The organism is Rhodococcus sp. NPDC003322, from assembly GCF_053589555.1.
Genome location: NZ_JBSFSC010000001.1, coordinates 517,770 through 537,675, shown reverse-complemented (window position 1 = coordinate 537,675; position 19,906 = coordinate 517,770). Strand labels below are relative to the sequence as shown.

The 19,906-nt window shown below is 68.7% G+C and carries 17 protein-coding genes; 3 read left to right on the top strand and 14 right to left on the bottom strand.

What is annotated here, in order from left to right; translation table 11 throughout:
• Positions 1-37: 37 nt before the first annotated feature.
• Positions 38-1,315: a hypothetical protein gene (locus ACWDUM_RS02485; protein ID WP_450132759.1), complete on the bottom strand. Its 1,278-nt coding sequence runs from the start codon at positions 1,313-1,315 to the stop codon at positions 38-40.
• A gap of 349 nt (positions 1,316-1,664) precedes the next feature.
• Between ACWDUM_RS02485 and ACWDUM_RS02480 the strand changes: the two genes are divergently transcribed.
• Positions 1,665-2,975 (top strand): PhoH family protein, encoded by a 1,311-nt coding sequence (locus ACWDUM_RS02480; RefSeq protein WP_450132758.1) that lies wholly within the window; start codon positions 1,665-1,667, stop codon positions 2,973-2,975.
• A gap of 58 nt (positions 2,976-3,033) precedes the next feature.
• On the opposite strand, the gene ACWDUM_RS02475 is transcribed toward ACWDUM_RS02480, so the two are convergent.
• The 12 genes from ACWDUM_RS02475 to ACWDUM_RS02420 form a co-directional block, all read right to left on the bottom strand.
• The gene (locus tag ACWDUM_RS02475) at positions 3,034-4,290 is read right to left on the bottom strand and encodes a hypothetical protein (protein ID WP_450132757.1); all 1,257 of its coding nucleotides are present in this window, start codon (positions 4,288-4,290) and stop codon (positions 3,034-3,036) included.
• 61 nt (positions 4,291-4,351) lie between these two features.
• The gene (locus tag ACWDUM_RS02470) at positions 4,352-5,719 is read right to left on the bottom strand and encodes a lipase family protein (RefSeq protein WP_450132756.1); all 1,368 of its coding nucleotides are present in this window, start codon (positions 5,717-5,719) and stop codon (positions 4,352-4,354) included.
• A 1-nt stretch (position 5,720) separates the two neighbouring features.
• On the bottom strand, positions 5,721-6,188 hold the full coding sequence (locus tag ACWDUM_RS02465) for a limonene-1,2-epoxide hydrolase family protein (protein ID WP_450132755.1): 468 nt from the start codon (positions 6,186-6,188) through the stop codon (positions 5,721-5,723).
• A 141-nt stretch (positions 6,189-6,329) separates the two neighbouring features.
• Positions 6,330-7,160, bottom strand: a complete 831-nt coding sequence (locus ACWDUM_RS02460) for an aspartate/glutamate racemase family protein (protein WP_450132754.1) — start codon at positions 7,158-7,160, stop codon at positions 6,330-6,332.
• Positions 7,161-7,177: 17 nt separating this feature from the next.
• Positions 7,178-8,731, bottom strand: coding sequence for an NCS1 family nucleobase:cation symporter-1 (locus ACWDUM_RS02455; RefSeq protein ID WP_450132753.1), 1,554 nt, complete (start codon positions 8,729-8,731; stop codon positions 7,178-7,180).
• Positions 8,732-8,903: 172 nt separating this feature from the next.
• Positions 8,904-9,557: an aspartate/glutamate racemase family protein gene (locus ACWDUM_RS02450; RefSeq protein ID WP_450132752.1), complete on the bottom strand. Its 654-nt coding sequence runs from the start codon at positions 9,555-9,557 to the stop codon at positions 8,904-8,906.
• A 36-nt stretch (positions 9,558-9,593) separates the two neighbouring features.
• Complete coding sequence (locus ACWDUM_RS02445; protein WP_450132751.1) at positions 9,594-10,580, bottom strand: isopenicillin N synthase family dioxygenase; 987 nt, start codon at positions 10,578-10,580, stop codon at positions 9,594-9,596.
• Between the two features lie 36 nt (positions 10,581-10,616).
• The gene (locus ACWDUM_RS02440; protein WP_450132750.1) at positions 10,617-11,120 is read right to left on the bottom strand and encodes a nuclear transport factor 2 family protein; all 504 of its coding nucleotides are present in this window, start codon (positions 11,118-11,120) and stop codon (positions 10,617-10,619) included.
• Positions 11,121-11,168: 48 nt separating this feature from the next.
• Positions 11,169-12,566: a dihydropyrimidinase gene (gene hydA / locus ACWDUM_RS02435; RefSeq protein WP_450132749.1), complete on the bottom strand. Its 1,398-nt coding sequence runs from the start codon at positions 12,564-12,566 to the stop codon at positions 11,169-11,171.
• 4 nt (positions 12,567-12,570) lie between these two features.
• Positions 12,571-13,707: a diaminopropionate ammonia-lyase gene (locus tag ACWDUM_RS02430; protein WP_450132748.1), complete on the bottom strand. Its 1,137-nt coding sequence runs from the start codon at positions 13,705-13,707 to the stop codon at positions 12,571-12,573.
• Positions 13,704-14,897 (bottom strand): YgeY family selenium metabolism-linked hydrolase, encoded by a 1,194-nt coding sequence (locus ACWDUM_RS02425; RefSeq protein WP_450132747.1) that lies wholly within the window; start codon positions 14,895-14,897, stop codon positions 13,704-13,706. The genes ACWDUM_RS02430 and ACWDUM_RS02425 overlap by 4 nt, the downstream gene beginning before the upstream one ends.
• A gap of 50 nt (positions 14,898-14,947) precedes the next feature.
• A complete protein-coding gene (locus tag ACWDUM_RS02420) occupies positions 14,948-16,528 on the bottom strand; it encodes an N-acyl-D-amino-acid deacylase family protein (protein WP_450132746.1) in 1,581 nt (526 codons plus the stop codon).
• A 92-nt stretch (positions 16,529-16,620) separates the two neighbouring features.
• Between ACWDUM_RS02420 and ACWDUM_RS02415 the strand changes: the two genes are divergently transcribed.
• Both ACWDUM_RS02415 and ACWDUM_RS02410 read left to right on the top strand, forming a co-directional pair.
• Positions 16,621-17,403 (top strand): GntR family transcriptional regulator, encoded by a 783-nt coding sequence (locus ACWDUM_RS02415; protein ID WP_450132745.1) that lies wholly within the window; start codon positions 16,621-16,623, stop codon positions 17,401-17,403.
• A gap of 85 nt (positions 17,404-17,488) precedes the next feature.
• Positions 17,489-18,130 (top strand): L,D-transpeptidase family protein, encoded by a 642-nt coding sequence (locus ACWDUM_RS02410; RefSeq protein ID WP_450132744.1) that lies wholly within the window; start codon positions 17,489-17,491, stop codon positions 18,128-18,130.
• A gap of 21 nt (positions 18,131-18,151) precedes the next feature.
• Here ACWDUM_RS02410 and ACWDUM_RS02405 read toward each other — a convergent pair whose 3' ends face one another.
• Entirely contained in the window at positions 18,152-19,834 is a 1,683-nt protein-coding gene (locus ACWDUM_RS02405) for a (2,3-dihydroxybenzoyl)adenylate synthase (protein ID WP_450132743.1), read from the bottom strand.
• Positions 19,835-19,906: the final 72 nt, after the last annotated feature.

The following is a 19,906-nucleotide window of genomic DNA, read 5'->3' as shown; positions in this document are numbered from 1 at the left end:
GGTGCGGGCCGTTTCGCGTGTTCTGCTGTGTCGTCGTTCAGCTTCCGAAGATGTTCTCGAGGCTGCCGGTGGTGGGCTCCTCGGTGCCCGGATCGGTGTCTGCGGTCGCGGTGAACGATGCGTCGTCCCGGGTCGGTGCGAAGAAGGAGACGGTGAACGGTGCGCTGGCGACCTGCCTTCCGTCTCCGTCCTCGAGTGAGTAGTGGTGCTCACCGTCGGTGATGTCGTTGGGGAGGGCGTCGGGGAAGGTGCCCTGGCCCTGTGCGTTGGTAGTGACGGTGCCGAGCCGGACCGGCGTCGAGTTGCGGTAGATGGTGTACTCGGTGTTCGGGGTGAGGCCGTCGACGGTGACTCGGATGTTCTGTTGTCCGGGTGCGAGGGAGGTTGCGGGGTCGATGCCCTCGGTGCTGCCGCCGGTTTCGGGGTCGGCATTCAACGCCAAGTACAGACCCCCATAGGGGGAGACGTTGCCACCGGTTTCGGGATCGGAGGCGACCACACCCTCGGGGAGGTAGAGGGCAAGGGCGAGGTGAGAGCCGGGCAGGGTCGTGTCGCATTGGAAGGTGCCGACACCTTGTTCGAGGGCGGCGCCACCCTCGCCGAACGCTGACCGGATACCCGCTGGGAGTTGGGGAGCGTCGCCGATCTGACCGGCGTCGAACCACGCCTCGTAGTCGGACCGGAATTGGTCGACAAGGCTACGCGCAGCGCATCCACCGCGAACGATTCCTGTTGCGTCAGAGGGAAGGCGGACGGTGACCGTCGAGTGGGGGGTTCCAGGTGTCAGGGTCAGTGACCCGGTCGGGATCAGCCTGCCGTTGGCCGGCATGATCGGGATCATGGTGGTCTTGCTCGCGGGACGGTAGTTGGCGTCTCCGGAATAGGTGACGGTTTCGGGTTCGTTGCCATAGAAGCCTTCGTCGAAACCGCCTCTCACGTATGGCTGGCCCGGTGAATCATGCAACCAGCCGTCGTTGAACGGGCCTTGGACCGGATCCGACTCGACGAAGGATGGGAGCGCCGAACTCGGATAGAGCTGTCCGACATAGCGCAGGAGCGAGTCGGGGGTGTCGGTCCTCAGTACGACTTGTCCGGTGGGTGTCTCGTTGTAGCCGTTTGCGGGGGTTATCTGCCGCCCGGATTCGTCCTGCAGTACGTATCGGTCGCGGTTGGTGGTGCTGTCGCGGACGATCCCGATCTGTGTGGTGATCGGAGCGGCCGGTTGCGCGCTGGCCGTTTCTGTTGCCAGTGCCGCGACGCACACCGCTGTCGCTCCGAGTGCGAGTACCCGCTGTCGGAGGGTCGCCCTTGTCATCCTCGTTGCCCCTACGTCTCGGTTTCGGGTCCGTGTGATTTGCGGCAGGTGATGCCAGGGAACTGTAAGGCGTGGTCGCGTTTGTGCGAGTCGTGCGAACGGATGATTCTGGCGACGTCGGTTTACGTAACGTTCACCGTGTTGCTCACGTGTCGGTGCGGGAGTTGGACGTAGCGTTCAGTTCAACGGGTGACAGGGGAAGTTGCCCGTCCGGGAGGTTCGAGTCGTGACTGACTTCGTTCAGGGCGAGGGGACCGGCGCCCGGTCCCCGTGGGTCGCAGACCCACCCGGACCGACCGGCCCAGCGAACCGCCGCCTGCGCGGGCGCCGTGCAGGTGTAGGAGCCACCGTGACCGCAAACCGCTCCGTCCGCACCTACGTCCTCGACACCTCGGTCCTGCTCTCCGATCCGTGGGCCGTCACCCGGTTCGCCGAGCACGACGTGATCATGCCGCTGGTCGTGATCAGTGAACTGGAGGGCAAGCGCCACCACCACGAGCTGGGATGGTTTGCGCGCGAGGCGCTTCGGATGCTCGACGATCTCAGACTCGAGCACGGTCGGCTGGACCAACCGGTGCCGATCGGCACCGACGGCGGCACCCTGCAGGTCGAACTGAATCACACCGACCCGAGCGTGCTGCCGGTCGGCTTCCGCACCGACTCGAACGACTCCCGGATCCTGGCCTGCGCACTGAACCTGGCCGCCGAGGGGCGCGACGTGGTGCTGGTCAGCAAGGACATCCCGTTGCGCGTCAAGGCCGGTGCCGTAGGGCTGCCGGCCGACGAGTACCACGCACAGGACGTGGTGCCCTCCGGGTGGACCGGGATGGCCGAACTCGACGTCGCCTCCGAGCGCATCGACGAGCTGTTCGCGGAAGGGGTTGTCGACCTCGACGAGGCGCGGGAGTTGCCGTGCCACACAGGGATCCGTCTCCTCGGTGGCCGATCGAGCGCTCTGGGCCGGGTCACCCCGGACAAGCGGGTGCAGCTGGTGCGGGGGGAGCGGGAGGCGTTCGGCCTGCACGGGCGCTCCGCCGAACAGCGGATCGCGCTGGACCTGCTGCTCGACGAGAGCGTCGGCATCGTCTCACTCGGCGGCAAGGCGGGCACCGGCAAGTCGGCGCTCGCCCTGACCGCCGGCCTGGAGGCGGTGCTCGAACGCCGCACGCACCGCAAGGTCGTGGTGTTCCGGCCGCTGTACGCGGTCGGCGGTCAGGATCTCGGCTACCTGCCGGGTAGTGAGAGCGAGAAGATGGGCCCGTGGGGGCAGGCCGTCTTCGACACCCTCGACGGCCTCGCCAGCCCCGAGGTGATGGACGAGGTCATCGGCCGCGGAATGCTGGAAGTGCTGCCGCTCACCCACATTCGTGGACGGTCGCTGCACGACTCGTTCGTGATCGTCGACGAGGCCCAGTCGCTCGAACGCAACGTGCTGCTCACCGTGCTGTCCCGGCTCGGTAGCGGATCGAGAGTGGTGCTCACCCACGACGTCGCACAACGCGACAACCTGCGGGTCGGCAGGCACGACGGTGTGGCTGCGGTGATCGAAAAGCTGAAGGGGCACCCGCTTTTCGCGCACATCACCCTGACCCGAAGCGAACGCTCCCCGATCGCGGCACTCGTCACCGAGATGCTCGAGGAGTTCGGGCCGACGCCGTAGAGCATGCCGGGCTCGTGCGGGTGCCGGCGACATGCCCCGCACGAGCCCGGGCCGGTGGTCAGCCGATGGTGACGTACGTGGCTGCCGCCACGTCGGCGAGGATCGCCGGGATCCGGGACGTCGCGCGACCGGTCTCGAACTGGACGTCGTACGGGGTGCGCAGGATCCTCTCCAGTGCAGGCCAGTCGTTCTCGACCATGTTCCGGTACCGCGGCAGCAGTTCGGTGCTGACGTACTGCCAGCGCTGGTCGTAGACCGACCAGTCCCAGCCGGGCAGCGGAGTGTGCAGCGTGGCTGTTCGCCCGTCGGGGAGGGTTGTCTCGACTTCGATCGACCGGTGGCTGCGCAGCGGTGGCACTCCCGCCACCGAGGGGGACCCGGCGAGCGTCATCACATAGGTCAGTGCGCTGCCGACGCCGGCGCCGTAGGCACGGACCTCGTCCCACTTGGCGCCGACGACATCTCGCTGTTCACGCCGCAGCAGGCTCATGTTGCCGTCCGCGACGCGGTCGGGTTCCCCTGAGGCGATGGCGTACCACGCCTCGCGGACGTCCTCCGGGATCAGCCCGGCGTCGTGGAACTCGTCGATCCCGGCGAGACCGTCGTGGGTGTAGGCGTAGTGCATGGGCATCAGGTCGGCGAAGATCGCCTTCTGCATCACCACGACCTGCTCGGTGAACCAGCGCAGGTCGGTCGGGGTGATCCTGCCGGCCGAGTTCGCGAGATCGCGCAACCCCTGTGGCAACCGGTCGACGACCTGCGGCCCGGCCACCGCGACGGCCTGGTTGATCACCGTGCTCGCCATCTGCTGCAACCCTGGGAGGCTGTAGATGTCGGAGACCAGGTCGATGTCGGCGATGCCGCCGCCGAAGTCGGCGCCGACCTGTCCGCCCATGCCCGCCCACTGCAGCTCACGGTGGGCGAGCTGGAAGTCCTCGTAGTACCGGTAGGACCGGATCATGTTGGAGCGGTTCACCGGGAAGCCTCGAGCCGGGTCCCATCCGGCGAGGTCGATGCCGGCGTCGGTGGTGGCCTGCGCCAGCCGGTACTGGAGCAGCAGCCCCGCGTACGAGCTCGGGGGCCTGCCGGACGACCGCGCCGCGTCGACGAGGGCCGCCAGTGCGCCGACGCCGGTCGGTAGTTGCGGGTTGACCCCGCCCGGGCCGCGGTCGAACGTGCGGTTCGGCATCGGCAGGTTCAGGTACTGCGAGACGTCGTCCGCGCCCGCCTGCGGGGGGAGCGCGATCGAGCAGGCGACGATCGCGGGCGCGAACAGTCCGGCGAGGACTCGGGCGGACACGCGAGGGAGCGGCATACGATTCCTTTCGGTTCGTCGGCAGCGGTCGACCGCGGAAGTCGTTTTGGGGCAACGGTTGTCAGGACCCGAGTTCGGTGGCGAGCCAGTCGACGGTGTGCATGCCGAACAACTCGGTGCCCCATCGGTAGGGGTCGGTGAGCAGTACGTCCGTGCCGCACTCGAGGGGGTGGTATCGCACGTCGGCTCCTCCCGCGCGGTACCGGTCGACGAGATCTCGGGAGTCCGACGCCGGTGTCACCACCATGAACGAGTCGTCGTCGGCGCACGAGCTGACGAGGACCTTCGACGTCGGTGCGCCACCGTCGCCGAGCCTGTTGTCCGCGTAGACGGGCAGGAAGTCCGCGATGTCCGCGGGATGCTCACCCGACCTGAAGAGCGCCTGCGTCGGTAGGAACGGTGTCGCGAAGTAGAGGACCTGGCAGCTACCGCGGAACGCGTCGGCAAGGACCTTGCCTGCGGGCGTGAGCTTCTCGTCGATCTGCATCTGTGGGTACTTCGCTTCCAGGCCGAGCAACGTGGCAAGGACGAATCCCGACCCGAGGCCGCCGGACGCGAACCTGACGAAGTTGCGCTGATCGGCCGCCATCGCCCCGAGGACCGTGGCCCGAAGATTGATCTCCGGCGCGTACCAGGGCTGGTACTCGGCGGCGAAGCCCCCGCCGACGCCCCCGCCGGCGATGCCGAAGATGCCGACCGGATTGGCCGGATTCAGCGAGGCGTCCGAAACCTGGTACGCGGCGCGAACGCCGTTGAGCAGCGCCATGGCCGCGTAGCGTCCGGCGAACACCCCGTGTGGATTCGGGTCGGCGTCGTTGCCGATGTCGGAGATCACCACGCCCAGCCCTCGACCCCACATCAGTGCAAGTGGTCCCAGGGCGGACCAGGCCGAGGCCTCGCTGAATGCACCACCCGACCATTGGGTCGACGGATGACAGCCGGCTCCGACGGAGTCGTTTGCCTCCTGGTACGCGACGATCGACCGCGTGCGGTTGTCGCGGCCGTCCTCCGGAAGCATGACGACACCGGTGGAGACATCGAGTCCGCCGTCGAGGGTCTCGGTGACGTACATCGTCTTCCACGCGGCGATGTTCCCCGGCTGGACGCCGCTGAAGAGCACGTCGAACGGCTCGGCTTTGAGCAGTGTGCCCGGTGTTTCGGTGCCGAGCAGTTCGGGCTCGACGAAGAACGGATCGGACGCGAACAGGCCGTCGAAGTTCTCCTGCGGCGTCGCGAGCGCACCGTGCCGGAGCGTTCCGAGGGTGAAGCCGTTGAAGACCTCGTCCGGTGTCGGCACGTCGAGCGGAACGCCGCCGGTCTGGGCGACCTGCGCGGCCGCGGGAACCGCCGCTGTGATCAGCGTTGCAGCGGCGGCAGCGGCAACCGCGATGCGGCGAACGGCACGGCCCCCCGTGCAGTGCCGGCTCACCCTATCGCCCTGTGTCCGCTCGACCCAGGTACCCGTGCGAGCGGCCGCCGCGGCGGCCGAGTGCCGCTCGGACGATGCCGACAGCGGTGCCGCGAGCGAGGTCGCGGACGCTGAAGTAGTCGCGCCAGACCGTGATCTTCCCGTCGCGCAGTTCGAACGTGCCGCAGACCCAGAATTCGATGCTCACCGGTCCGACGGTCAGCAGGTCGGTGCGCTCGGTCAGCACCACGCCGTCGGTCGCGGCGATATTGTGCATGATCGCGTCGAACTTCAGCCACGGGCTGTTCATCGCGCGGATGGACCGCCCGACCAGTCGAGCGCCGCGAAGGGAGGGAAACCCGACGTTGGTCCACTCGATGTCGTCGGCGATCAGCGCCAGTGCCGCGTCGGCGTCGCCGTGGGCGAGGTCGGTGAGGAAGGTCTCGACGACCGCGACCCCGTCGGTGCTGTCGAGTGCTGGTGAGTCCATGCCGGCCTCCGGAGCGGATCGGGTGTCGGGTTGCGGAGCAGATCCTTCCAGGCGATCCCCGCATTCGTGGCCGAATTCGGTTGCCCGTCCCGTCGATCCCGAGGGACGGGCAACCGTGCGAGCCGTGCGACCACCCGCCCGTCAGCGGTCAGGTGCCTCCCCATCACCCAGGGAGCCCCGGGGGTGGGCCGCACTCCCGTGCACCGCGACCGCAGCCGGCTCGAAGCCCGGCACGCTCGGCAGGGCGAACAGGAGTTCGTCCTGGTGCCGAGCCGGTGCAGGGTGGGCGGGTCGACTGTGCGACACCCCGAGGAGAACGAGGTCGGCGGCCAGCCGCACCGACCACGGTCCCGGGTCGATCACCGGGACGGGAAGCCGATCCGCCAGCGTGCTCGCTGCCTGGTGCATCGTGGTGCTCGCGAGGACGATGGCGTCGGCGCCGTCGTCGACGACGGCCGAGTGAGCGAGGGCGGCCAGAGCATCGATGACCTCGGGCTTGTCTGTCAGCAGTCTCGACACGTCGGGAGTCTCCGAGGACAGCGATCGGATCGAGGCGACCTTGTGGGACATCTCGTAGGTCACCAGGTTCTTGCGGCAGTTGTCCGCCCACCGCTCGAACGTGCTGACGATCGAGAAGCGCCGGCCCAGCAGGCTCGCCGTGTGGGCCGCGACCTGACCGGGACCGATGACCGGGATCGACAGTCGTGAACGAAGCGCGGCCACACCCGAATCCGATGCGGTGTCGACGCACACGGCATCGTAGCCGTCGGCCTCGGCGCCGATACCGGCCTCGACAACGAACAACTCGATCAGCAGATTGTCGTAGGCGCTGTCGGCCAGGACACCGCTGTTGCGCACGGGCACGTAGTCGACTGTGACGTCGGGGCCGAGCATCGTGGGTGACAGTTGCGCGGCGCGGCGGGCGATGGCTTCCTCGTCCAACGGGAAGGGCACGATCACTTTGATTCGCACGGTCGGGTGTCCCTGTCTCATTCCGGCCTGGCGGGCGCGGCTTCGGTGCCGAGCGTGCCTGCGGGTTCGAGTCCGGCGTCGAGTGTCGCCGAGCGGCCGCGCACGGCGAACGAGACCGCGCTGTACACCACGAATCCGAAGGCCAGTCCGAGGAACCAGCTGTAGGTGTAGAGGCTGCTGGTGGCCTCGACGAACTTGAGCAGGATCAGGCACAGCGTGCCGGCGGCGAGGGTGCCGATCGCGACCGGGTTGAATCCCTTGACGTAGCGGTACCGCCCGTTCGGGTCGTAGAGCGCGTCGACGTCGAGCCGGCCGCGGCGCAGCAACAGGAAGTCCGCGATCAGGATGCCGGTCGCCGGGCCGAGGAAGGTGCCGAGGTTGTCGAGCAACGAGTAGAGCGAATCGGCGTCACGCATCCACACCCACGGGCAGTAGACGAACGCGAGCAGGATGGCGACGACCGCACCGCTCTTGAAGGTGAACCGGCGGGGGAACAGGTTGACCAGGTCGTAGGCGGGGGAGATGAGGTTGGCGGGGATGTTGACGGAGATCGTGGCGACCGTGAGCAGGATGGCGCCGACGATCGTGACGAAGGGATTGCCGATGGCGGTCAGGACCTCGCCCGGATCCCAGATCGCGGTGCCGTAGGCGGCCTGCGTGCCGGAGACGATGATCGCCGCCATGCCGTAGTAGACGAACGTGCCCACCGGCAGGCCGACGAAGGTGCCGATGGCCTGGGCGCGATTGGATCTCGCGAAGCGCGAGATGTCCGGGTAGTTGAGGATCATCGTGATGAAGCCGGCATTCATGAAGACGGCGACGGCGGGAATCAGTCCGAAGGCGACGAAGTTCGAGACGGTCGGGTAGTCGGAGGGGGAGTCGAAGACCGGTCCGAGACCGTTGCCCACTTTCAACGCCCAGATGACCAGGCCGACCATGACGACGAGAACCAGGGGACCGGCCCAGGACTCGAACTTGCGGATGGTCTCGATGCCGTGCCGGATGACGATGAAGTTGACCGACCAGAACACCAGCAGACAGATCCACAGGTTCAACGACAGCCCGAAGACGTCGTGCTCGGTCAGGCTTGCCCAGAAGGGGAAGACCTCGCCGAACAGGGCGTTGAGGACGGAGGCACCCAGATAGTTCTGGATGCCGAACCAGAAGATCGCCGTGATGCCGCGAAGCACGGCGGGAATGTTGCTGCCGTAGGTCCCGAAGGCGGCACGGGCCCACACCGGGAACGGGATGCCGAACCGGCTGCCCACGCGCCCGGTGAGGGTGAGAAAGACGAGCTGGATGAGGCAGGCGATGAAGACCGCGGTCAGTGCCTGGAAGGCGGACAGGCCGGTTCCCATCATGCTGCCGATGACGGTGAAGCCGAAGATGTTGTGCACCATGCCCAGCCAGAGAGCGGTGAAGTTCCACGCGCCCCAGGTGCGTTTCGCTGCGGGGACGGGGAGCAGATCGTCGCTGGAGAGCGGGGAATCGGTTGGGGAGACGGGTGCCGGGTCGGGGGTCGATGGCGGGGCCGCAGGGTGGACGTGCACTGGTGTCAAGCTGTCGGTCATGGGAACCTCGTGTCGTGGTTGCCGGAACAGGCGACGCGAACCCGTGATCGGGGCGTCAGAAGGCGAAGAGGGTGAACCGTCGGATAGGACGTATGTTGTATGTCAACATTTGTCTGTTAAAGGTGTGTGACGCGGATGTACCTGCGCGGGAAATGATTTCGCCGGGTCGTGGTCAGAGCCGTGCCGCGGTCGTTGCGACGGACACGGCGAGCGGCACGGCATCGAGAACCGGTCGCCCGAACCTCGCGCTCAGCAGTGACCCGGCCGGGCCGAGCGCGGAACACCCCAGGCAGATGCTCGCCGCGCCGTGATCACGGAGGAGGTCACCGCACCGCTCCTCGACGGCAGGAAGGTACCGGTCCGGGTTCGCGGACAGCTCCCCGACCCCGACCCCGACGGCGGTCACGCCGCGGCACCAGGGGGCGAGTCCGTAGGATGCGACGAGCCGCTCCATGATCGGGACGGCATCCTGGGAGGCGGCGACGATGCCGAAGCTGCCGTATGCCGTTGCCGCGAAAGTCATTGCGGCCTGGGCCATACCGATGACCGGCTTCGATGTCAGCGTCCGGAGCTCCCCGAGTCCCGGATCGCCGAAACAGGCAATGCAGATGGCGTCGAAGTCATCCGGGTGCTCGAGCTGAGGGAGGGCAAGCATGGCTTCGACGGCACGGCGCTCGTCAAGTGCGGTGTCGATCGCGGTCGGGGCGCCCGGGGTGTGCGTCACGGTGATCGTGTGCGAGCGGTCCGAGGCGGACGCGGCGCTCCGCCGGATCGTGTCGGTCATGGTCTGCGACGAGTTCGGATTGATCACGAGAATCCGGGACATGGACTGCCTCTCAATCGTTTCGGGTGACCTCGTGCCTCAGGCCGCGGTCGATCGCGCGGTCTTGAGCAGGTAGTTGTCCCCGGAGGTGATCGGGTCGTACCGGGCTCCGTCCGCGCCCACGCAGGTCGGGATGGCCTCGATCAGCGCGTCGGCGTCGGGCTGGTGGAAGAAGGGAATCGACAGCCGCCGGCGGCCCAGCGCGATCCGAGGCGGGTTGGCCACCCGGTGCACCGTCGAGACCCACCGGTCGTTGGTCCACCGGGCCATCAGGTCGCCGATGTTCACCACGAACGAGCCGGGGATGTCGGGGACGTGCCGCCACTCGTCGTCCTGCAGAACCTGGAGGCCGCTCGGGTTCTCGTTGCGATAGAGGATCGTCACGCTGCCGTAGTCGGTGTGCGCGCCCAGCCGCGTGGTTCCCGGAGCGGGCTGGGCGTCGACAGGGGGAAAGCCGTTGGCGAACAGGACCGAGCAGTGATCCGAGCAGTAGGTGTCGAAGAAGTTCTCGTCCAGGTCGAGTCCGAGTGCGAAGCCTCGCAGGAGGGTGGTGGTCAGCGACTCCATCGCTTCGAAGTACGCCGTCCAGACCTCGCGGAACCGGTCGTCGTGCGTCGGCCACAGGTTGTGGTGGTCGAAGATGCCCGTGCCGGTCCGGTGTGTCGGTCCCATCGCGAAGTACTCCACGAAGTCCTTCTCGCCCATTCCGGTGCCGGACGCGGCCAGTGAGCGGGCGTGCGGTGCCATGTAGCCGCGGCTGATCGAGGGGTCGGGTTGCCGGACGGGAAGTTTCACGCCGTCGCTCTTGGCGAAGAAGTCCTCGCAGACGGTGTGCATCTCGGCGATGAGGTCGGCCGGCACGCCGTGGTCGGTGATGACCAGGAAGCCGACCCGGCGGTTGGCCTCGTCGATCCGCTCACCAACTGCTCGGCGGACCGCGGGGTCGGGGGAATGCAGGTCGGCGAGCGCGATGATCGGGATGTCGGCCTGGCGGATGACGGGTTCGTGCACGACGGAGTTCGACACGGTGTGCTCCTCTTTCGATGTCTGGTGGCGGTGGGCTCAGCGGGGCTCGGTGGCGGTGACCGGGGTGAACATCTCGACGCCCCAGCCCTTGTCGTAGGGGGTGGCGAACAGGGTGTCGACTCGCAGATGGTCGATCAGCCACTGCCCGTCACGGAGAACGAAGTCGTTCTCGTACCGCAGCCCGATCCACACCGGCATGGTGCCGCCTCGGATCGTCGACGGTTCGAAGCACAGCCAGCGACCCGTGCCGGTGCCTGCGGCGACGTCCACGTGGATCTCCGGGTTGGTGAGGTAGTGGATCGTGAACGGTTGGCGCACGTGGACGGTCCGGAAGTTGTCGGCGATCGCGGCCTTGCCGGTCGAGCGGCCGAACTCGACGTTGCGGCCGACGCCCTCCCAGACCGCGTCGTCGGTGAAGTGGCCGACGATGTCGTCGACGTTCTTCGTGATGTCGCAGCTGTGGATGTACGCGGACATCCGGTTCTCGATGGCGTTGCGGGCTTCCACTGTGGCGAGGCGTGCCTCGAGGTCGGTGGTCATGCTGCCTCTTTCGATGTCGGGTGGGAGCGGTAGTGGGACGCGCGCCGGTCAGGTCACCGCACGGCGGGCGACGAAACGCCCGCGTCCGGGTCGGCGTCCGGTGTCGGTGAGGGCGCCGCCGGAGACGACGAGTTCGCCGCGGGACCAGACGGCCTCGATGCGACCGTGCAGCTCCCAGCCCTCCCAGAGCGTGTAGTCCACGTTCTGGGTTTGGGTCGCGGCGGACACCGCGGTGGTGCCCCCGGGATCGAACACGACCAGGTCGGCGTCGGCGCCCGGGGCCAGGACGCCCTTGCGGGGATACATTCCGAACTGGCGTGCCGGTTCGGCGGCGGTGATCGTGACGAACGTGCCGATGTCGATGCGGCCGGCCCGCACTCCCTCGGACCAGGTCACGAGCATGCGGTGCTCGACACCCGGGCCGCCGTTGGGGATCTCGCGGAAGTCGTTGCGGCCGAGTGTTTTCTGTCCGTCGAAGCAGTAGGGGCAGTGGTCGGAACTGACGATGCCGAGAACGCCCGACGACAGCCCGGTCCACAGTGCCTTGCGGTGCGGCTCCTCGCGGAGCGGCGGGGTGAGCACGGCCTTCGCGCCCTCGAAGTCCGGCCGGTAGTAGATCTCCGGGTCGAGGGTGAGGTAGTGCGTGCAGGTCTCACCGCCGATGGGGCGGTTCGACAGCTTCGCCTCACCGATCAGGTCCACCGAATCCGAGGTGGACATGTGCACGAAGTACAGCGGTGCATCGGCCATGCCCGCGATGCGGATCGCGCGTGCGACGGCCTCGGCCTCGGTGGCCGGGGGACGGGAGAGCAGGTGGCCCTCCGGCCCGCGGACACCCTGCTTGACGAGGTCCGCGGCGAGGACGTCGATGATGTCGCCGTTCTCGGCGTGCACACACACCTGCATGCCGTTGTGTCCGGCACGTGAGAGGACACGGAACAGGTCGCCGTCGTCGAGCATCAGCGCCCCGCGGTAGGCCATGAACGTCTTCACGCTCGTGACCCCCGAATCGGCGAGGGACCGGAACTCCTTCTCGAACCCGTCGTAGAGCCGGGTGACGCAGGCGTGCAGTCCGTAGTCGATGACGGCCCGCCCGGCGGCCGCCTCGCCGTGGGTGTGCACCGATTCCGCGACGCTCGCCTCCGGCAGTTGCGGGGCGTAGTCGACGATCGTTGTGGTGCCTCCGACCGCGGCCGCCATCGTGCCGGAGTAGAAGTCGTCGGAGGTGACCGCGGCGAACGAGCGGGACTGCATGTGGGTGTGGACGTCGACCCCGCCCGGCAGCAGGAGGCGGCCGGTGCAGTCGACGACGTGGTAGTTGGACATGTCATGTCCGGCAAGCGACCCCACGGCGATGATCTCACCATGGTCGACGAGCACGTCGGCGCGCGTCAGGCCGGACTCGGAGGCGACGTCGCCGCCGACGAAGGCGATCGATTGAGACATGGCGTCAGGCTCCTGTGAGGGTCGCGCTCGCGGCGATGATGTCGGCGTAGGCGTCCGGGTCGGTGATGCCCTCGGTGCTGACGAGCAGGACGATGTCGTCGGGAGAGAGCAGTTCGGGCGCCCGGAGCAGGCCGGCCAGCCCGGCGGCACCACTCTCACCCGACGTGACGCCTTCGGCGTGCAGCAGCCGCATCGCCTCGCGGGCGGCGTCGTCGTCGACGGTCACGCACGCGGTCACGCCCGCCTGCAGTTCCGGCCACGCGAGCGGGGAGACCTCCCCGCAGTTGAGGCCTGCCATGATCGAGTCGAGGGCGCCGTCCGCGACCGTGCGACGGCCCAGCTCGAGGCTCGGCGCGAGGCACGCCGCGGCGGTGGGCTCGACGGCGATCGCCCGGACACCCCGCGGCACGAGCGCCCGCACCATGGATGAGGCGAAGGCTCCGACGCCCACCTGGAGCGAGACGACCGTCGGCTCCGGCTCGCCGGCGTCGTCGAGCTGCTCGAGCGTTTCCGCCGCAATGGTCGAATAGCCCTCGATCACCCACCGGGGAATCCGGTCGTAGCCCTCCCATGCGGTGTCGGAGACGACGATGTGCGTGGCTGTTTCCTGTGCCGCCGCAGCACGGACGGTTTCGTCGTAGTTGCCCTGGTGCACAACGACTTCGGCGCCCTCTTCCGCGATGGCCGTGATCCGGGCGGGTACGGTGCCTGCGGGGACGAGGATGCGGGACCGCAGGCCGAGCAACGCGGCCATGCGCGCGACCGCTCGGCCGTGATTGCCGTCGGTCGCGGCGATCAGGGTGGTCGGGGTCCGGTCGGGGTGGGAGGCACGCCGGGTCTCGAGTTCGATTCTCAGGTCGTCGAGACGGGTCTCCGGCCCGCCCGGGAGTTCCGTCAGGTCGGCGAGGGCCCGGAACACCGCCCACGACGCCCCGAGGATCTTGAAGGCGGGCAGTCCGAGTCGCGACGACTCGTCCTTGAGCCAGACGGTCCGCACACCGAGGCGTTCGGCCACCGCGGGGAGGGAGAGAAGCGGGGTGGTGTCGTACCCGTCCAGGTCGCGGTGGAATCGAATGATGTCGTCCGGGTCGACGGGGGTGACCTCCCCAGGGGCGCGTTCGGCGTTGACGACCACGTTCATCGGGCACCGCCCGGCAGCGCCGTCACGATCGCCTCGGCGATCGCCGCGTAGCCGAGGGCCGCGCGCGCGAGGTCCGCGACGGGGACCGACTCGTCGACGGTGTGCGCCTGGTCCTCCTCGCCGGGACCGTACCCGATGCTGGGGATGCCGAGAACGCCCGCCGAACCCGATGCGTTGGTGCAGAACTTGTAGACACCGAGGTCGTCGGGCAACCCGATCTCACGCAGGGCGGAGGTGGCCGCGACCACCAGATCCGAATCCGTCGGGGTGAGCCAGGCGGGAGCGAAGTTCGGGCAGACGACGGGTGTTCCGGTGTAGGTCGTGTAGTCGTCGGTCGCGATCCGGACCTCGCCGGTGGTGCCGTGCGCGGCGCAGACCCGATCGACGATGGCACGGACCGGGTCGAGCACGTTCGCCTCGGTCTCGCCCACGAGCAGGCGGCGGTCGTACGTCGCGGTGCACAGGTCGGGCTGGACGGACAGACCCGGATACGGCCGGCTGATGACGTCGGTGAGGACCTGGATTCCGGGGCCGAGGATCGGGTCGGTCGGCGGGGTGATCTCGCGCAGCGCCGCGATGACGTCGACCATCACCTCGGCGGCATTGATGCCTGCGGTCGGGTGGGCCGAGTGGCTCGACTTGCCGTGCACGTTGACGAGGATCTCGGCCCGGCCGCGCTGGCCGTGGTTGAGGGCGAGGTTCGTCGCCTCGGCGGTGATGACGTAGTCGGGACGGACGGTTTCGCACACCTTGACCAGCGCGGGTCCCTCCGCGAGTTCCTCGCCGATGGTTCCGGACAGCACCAGGGTGCCGATGGACCCGTCCTTGAGGGCGGCGAGTCCGTAGAGGGCGGCGGCGGTGGGACCCTTCATGTCCATCGAGCCGCGGCCGTAGAGTCGGCCGTCCTCCACCTCGCCCCAGGGGCTGTGCTTCCATTCGGTTGCGTCGGTGACGACGACGGTGTCCATATGTCCGTCGATCAGCACGGTGGGGCCGTCGCCGAGTCGGAGCGTGCCGATGACGTTGCCCCAGTCGTCGACCTCGACGGTGAAGCCGAGTCGCTCCATCTCGGCGCGCAGGACCGCGGCGGCGGCACCCTCGTCCGTCGAATAGCTCTGTGCGGCAATGTAACGCAGCAGGAAGTTCATCATCGCGTCTTCGTCGATGGCATGGTGGGTGGGGGTGTTCACGGGTGTCTCCGATCTCTGGGGTGGGTAAGTTCGGGCGGGCGCCGCCGGCGTCAGGCCGGGCTGGTGCGCACGGTTCCGTTGCGGGTCCCGGTGTGGGTGCCGTTCTCCCACGCGGTTTCTCCGCCGACGACCACGAGGTCGATGCCGTCGGGGCCCGCGGTGGGGTCTGCGAAGGTGGCCCGGTCCACGAAGGCGGCCGGGTCGAGGAGGACGAGGTCGGCTCGCAGGCCCTCGGCGACCAGTCCACGGTCGTGCAGCCCGAGCCGTTCGGCGGGTCGGCTGGTCAGCCGGGCCACCGCTTCCTGCACCGGGACGAGGTGATCGCGGAAGACGTAGCGGCCGAGGACCCGGCCGGTGGTGCCGTACAGGCGCGGATGCGGGGACTGGTTGAACACGCCGTCCGAGCCGACCATCGCGAGGCGGTGACCGAAGATCGAGCGGACGGTCTCCTCGGCCGCGTAGTGGTCGATCATCGCTGCGTCGAGCTCGGTGTCGACGAGTAGATCGAAGACCGCTTCCTCCGGGCTGGTGTGCCCTTCGTCGGCGATCTCCTCGATCGTGCGGCCGACGTCGGTGGACCGGGAACCGGTGGCCTGGGTGACGTCGACCCGACCCGGGCCGACGCTGCCGAGGATGTTCTCCCAGCCGCTCAGCCCGGTCCGCATGTCCCGGGCCATCCGCCGCCGCTCGGACGGATCGCCCAGCCGGCACAACAGCGCGTCGGCGCCGCCCTCGAACGCGTAGGGCGGGAGCAGCGCCGACAGCAGGGTGCTGCCCGCTCCGTAGGGGTACTGGTCGAAGGTGATGTCGATGCGGTCGGCGGCCTCGTCGATCAGGTTCATCAGGTCGTCGAGCAGGTGCGCGTTGCCGATGATCTTCAGGTGGGACAGGTGCAACGGCGCGCCGGTCCGTTCGCACACGTCGACGAACTCCCGGACGGAGTGCACGACCTGATCCGCCTCGTTGCGGATGTGGGGGATCAGCGGCACGCCGTACTCGGCCGCGGCGTCCGCGACGACGGTCAGTTCCTCGGTGTTCGCGTACAGGCCGGGGGCGTAGATGAGGCCGAACGACACGGCGGCGCCGCCCGCGGCCAGGCATTCGCCGACCAGGTCGCGCATCCGGTGCAATTCGTCGAGCGTGGCCTCCCGCGCCACGTTGCCCATGACGACCTCGCGGACCGCGCTGTGGGGGACGCAGGAGACGATGCTGGTGGCGGGGCGCGCGGAGTCGACCGCACCGAGGTAGTCGGCGAACGATTCCCACTCCCACGAGGCGGTTCCCGGTTCGAGGCCGGCCAGATAGCGGCGGCGGCCGTCTCGCTCCTCGGCTCGGACCGGCGCCGGACCCAGTCCGTCCGGGCAGATCAGTTCGGTGGTGAAGCCGGACGAGATCTTCGCGGCGAGTTGGGGTTCCGAGAACAGCCGGATCGCGCTGTGGGCGTGCATGTCGATGAAACCCGGCATCAGGTACCGGCCGGTGCCGTCGACGATCCGGGCGCCGGCCCCGTGTGTCCGGGCCAGGCCGTCGCCGACGGCGCAGATCCGGCCGTCCGCGACGGCGACGTCGACGACGTCGAATCGATGTGCATCGATCACCGTTGCCCCGGTGATCACCATGTCTACGCTCATTGCTCTCCTTTCGGAGACCAATCTGTACTACTTGTATTACGACTTACGACTGATGTCCGTTAACGCCTTGTTACGTGTGCGACACTGTCGGCATGTCTCGAGATTCCCGTTCGCCGCGCCGCTCGGAGTCGTTGCCGCCCACCACTGTTCAAGGGAGCAGGAGGAGCCTTGCGACCGAGATCAGAGAGGCGATCCTCCGCGAGCTGATCCTGTCCGGAGCCGTCGAGCCGGGTAACTACCTGCCGGCCGAGTCCGAGCTGTGCGCGCGGTACGGGGTGTCGCGCATCACGGTGCGTGCGGCGCTGGCCGGCCTGAGCGAGGCCGGGTACATCGAACCCAAGCACGGCAAGGGCAGCCTGGTGTTGCCGCGGCCGCACACGCTCTCGTCCGGACTGTCGCAGTTGTGCTCGTTCGAGGCGTACGCCGCCAAGCAGGGGCAGACCGTCACGAGCGCCAATCTGCGGATCCACGAACAGGATGCGGACGAGGACATCGCCGAGGCGATGGGGCTCGAGCCCGGCACTGGTCTCGTCTACGTGGAGCGGGTCAAGCTGTACGGCAAGAATAGGGTCGGATGGATCGTCGACGCGGTGCCCACGGCGGTGCTCTCCCGCGACGAACTCTCCGGCGCCTTCGAGGGGTCGGTGCTCGACCTCCTCTTCGCCAAGCCGGAACTCGACGTCGCCTACAGCGACTGCACCCTCGCGGCCGTCGCCCTCGACTCCGGGATCGCCGACGCGCTCGATGTGGCGCCCGGGCATCCGGCGATGTACATGGAGGAGCTCACCTGCGACAACGACGGCAGAATCGTGAACCGCAGCCAGGCGTGGATGTTGAACGAGTACTTCCACTTCACACTGCGCCGGCGGCGCTGACGATGGCGCCGTGCCGGCGGCGCCGAATCGCTGCAGCGTTTGACGGCGCGATGCCCGCCGGTCAGGATGTGGTGTGCGCAGTGTGATGTACGTCATACTCTCGACCGTTGTGGCGACGGTGCTCGCCCTGCTGACGGCGCCGATGGCGGCCGCGCAGGGGCCCTGGTTCGCGGATCGGGTCGGCGGCGCCAGCCAGGTGGTCGCGGTGGGCGGCACGGGTGGCTCGCAGGCGACGGTCGAGGCGTGGCAGCGGTCCCCGGTCGGCTGGCACCGTGTCTCCCCGGCGCTGCCCGCGACCGTCGGCGCGGACGGGTTCGCCGACCGCGCCCGGGACGGCATCCCCGCCACCCCGACCGGTGTGTTCACGCTCGACGAGGCGTTCGGCACGGCCCCGTTCCCCGGGGGTGGGCTCCCGTACCGCACCGTCGGCCCCGACGACTGGTGGGACGGCGACCCGGACAGTCCGACCTACAACACCCATCAGGTCTGCGTGCCCGGCACCTGCGCGTTCGACGAGGACTCCGCCGAGCAACTGCAGATCCCGGCCTACCGGTACGCGGTGGTGATGGGCGTCAACAAGGACCGGATCCCCGGCGACGGCGGCGCGTTCTTCCTGCACGTCGCCAACGGTCAGCCCACCGAGGGCTGCGTCGCGATCGACGAGGCCGCGCTGGTCTGGCTGATCCGATGGCTGCAGCCCGGTGCGGTCATCGCCATCGAGGCGTGACCGCGCAGGAAACCGGCCTGCTCAGCGGGCGCTGAGCACCCGCCGCAGTTCCTTGCGGCTGGTCTTGCCGACGCCGGTCTCCGGGAACGACTCCAGCACCTGCACCTTGTCGGGGATCTTCCACGCCGCGAGCCCGCGTTCGCGCACGAACGCCCGGATCTGCCCGGTTTTCGGCGGATTCGCCTCGTCGGCGGCGAGCACGAACGCGCATGTGCGCTCGCCGAGATACTCGTCGGGTATCGCGACGACCACCGCGTCCCGCACCGCAGGATGTGCCAGCAGGTGCTCCTCGACCTCCTCCGCGGAAACCTTCTCTCCGCCCCGGTTGATCCGGTCCACCGCGCGGCCGCAGACGGTGATGTTCCCGCCCGCGTCGACACGGACCACATCGCCGGTGCGGTACCAGCCGTCGGCGGTGAACGACCGGGCGTTGGCGTCGGAATTGCGGTAGTAGCCGCGAATTGTATAGGGGCCCTTGGTTAGTAGTGCGCCCTCGGTGCCGGCGGGGACATCCTCGTCGTTTTCGTCCACCACACGGATTCGGTCGAACGGCGACATCGGCCGGCCCTGGGTGGTGGTCACCACCTCGTCGGGATCGTCGAGCCGGGTGTAGCAGACGAGGCCCTCCGCCATCCCGAACACCTGCTGCAACCGGGCGCCGAGCGCAGGGCCGATCCGGGCGGCCAACTCGTCGGGGCAGCGCGCCCCGCCGACCTGGACGGTGGCCAGGGTGGAGATGTCGTGCGGGTGGCCGCGTTCGGCGGCCTCGGTCCACAGCCGGGCCAGTGGCGGCACCAGTCCGGTCATCGTCACGCCGGCTCGTTCGATCATCGCGAACGCCGCGGACGGGCTGGGCGACGGCGTCAGCGCGATCGTCCCACCGGCCGCGACCGCGCCGAGGATGCCCGGGGAACTCATCGGGAAGTTGTGCGCGACAGGCAGAGTCGCCATGTACACGGTGTCCTCGGTGACGCCGCACAGCTCGTTGCTGCGCACCACGCTGTAGAGGTAGTCGTCGTGGGTGCGGGGGATCAGCTTCGGGATTCCCGTGCTGCCGCCCGACAGTTGCAGGAACGCCACCGCGCCGGGATCGACCGCCGGGAACTCGCGCGGCTCGCCGTGATGTTGGATGCGCGGCTCGCCGCGGTGTTCGATGGGCGGCTCGCCGCGGTGCTCGCCGAAGGCCACCGTTCCCTCCGGTGCCGCGGCGCCCGCATCGGGCACGCAGACGACGATGCGCAGCGAGGGCGAGGCGGCCGCGACTTCGGCGGCGAGCGCCGCGTGGTCGAAGCCCTCGTGGTGGTGGGCGACGACGATCGCGACGGCCTCGGAGGCCGCTGCCAGCGCGGTCAGTTCCGCGGAGCGATGCGCGGGCAGGCAGAACACCGGTAGTGCGCCGATCCGGAACAGGGCGAAGACCGTCGCGACGTACTCGGCCCGGTTCGGCAGCTGCACCATCACCCGGTCGCGTGGAACGACGCCGAGGTCGGCGAGCCAGGCGGCCAGGGCGTCCACCCGGGCGTCGAGTTCGGTGTACGTCCAGGACGTCTCGGCGTCGATCACCGCGACCGCGTCGCCGCGCGCGGCCACCGTGTCGCGCAGGACCTGATCGAATGTCCGCCCGGCCCAGATGCCGTTGTCGCGGAAGCGGCTCGCCTCCTCGTCGGGCCACGGAGTGAACTCGACCGGACCCCGTGAGGACACCGACACCACTGGACTCCCATCTCGCGAAGCGCACACCGCGTGCGCGGCAAAGCGAAGCTAAGGATAGCCTAG

Bases quoted from the DNA above. Each gene is read 5' to 3' on its own strand.
- ACWDUM_RS02475 (WP_450132757.1), bottom strand. From the start codon at position 4,290: ATGCCGCTCCCTCGCGTGTCCGCCCGAGTCCTCGCCGGACTGTTCGCG.
- ACWDUM_RS02415 (WP_450132745.1), top strand. From the start codon at position 16,621: ATGTCTCGAGATTCCCGTTCGCCGCGCCGCTCGGAGTCGTTGCCGCCC.
- ACWDUM_RS02465 (WP_450132755.1), bottom strand. From the start codon at position 6,188: ATGGACTCACCAGCACTCGACAGCACCGACGGGGTCGCGGTCGTCGAG.
- ACWDUM_RS02410 (WP_450132744.1), top strand. From the start codon at position 17,489: ATGTACGTCATACTCTCGACCGTTGTGGCGACGGTGCTCGCCCTGCTG.
- ACWDUM_RS02440 (WP_450132750.1), bottom strand. From the start codon at position 11,120: ATGACCACCGACCTCGAGGCACGCCTCGCCACAGTGGAAGCCCGCAAC.
- ACWDUM_RS02430 (WP_450132748.1), bottom strand. From the start codon at position 13,707: ATGAACGTGGTCGTCAACGCCGAACGCGCCCCTGGGGAGGTCACCCCC.
- hydA (WP_450132749.1), bottom strand. From the start codon at position 12,566: ATGTCTCAATCGATCGCCTTCGTCGGCGGCGACGTCGCCTCCGAGTCC.
- ACWDUM_RS02485 (WP_450132759.1), bottom strand. From the start codon at position 1,315: ATGACAAGGGCGACCCTCCGACAGCGGGTACTCGCACTCGGAGCGACA.
- ACWDUM_RS02455 (WP_450132753.1), bottom strand. From the start codon at position 8,731: ATGACCGACAGCTTGACACCAGTGCACGTCCACCCTGCGGCCCCGCCA.
- ACWDUM_RS02450 (WP_450132752.1), bottom strand. From the start codon at position 9,557: ATGTCCCGGATTCTCGTGATCAATCCGAACTCGTCGCAGACCATGACC.
- ACWDUM_RS02420 (WP_450132746.1), bottom strand. From the start codon at position 16,528: ATGAGCGTAGACATGGTGATCACCGGGGCAACGGTGATCGATGCACAT.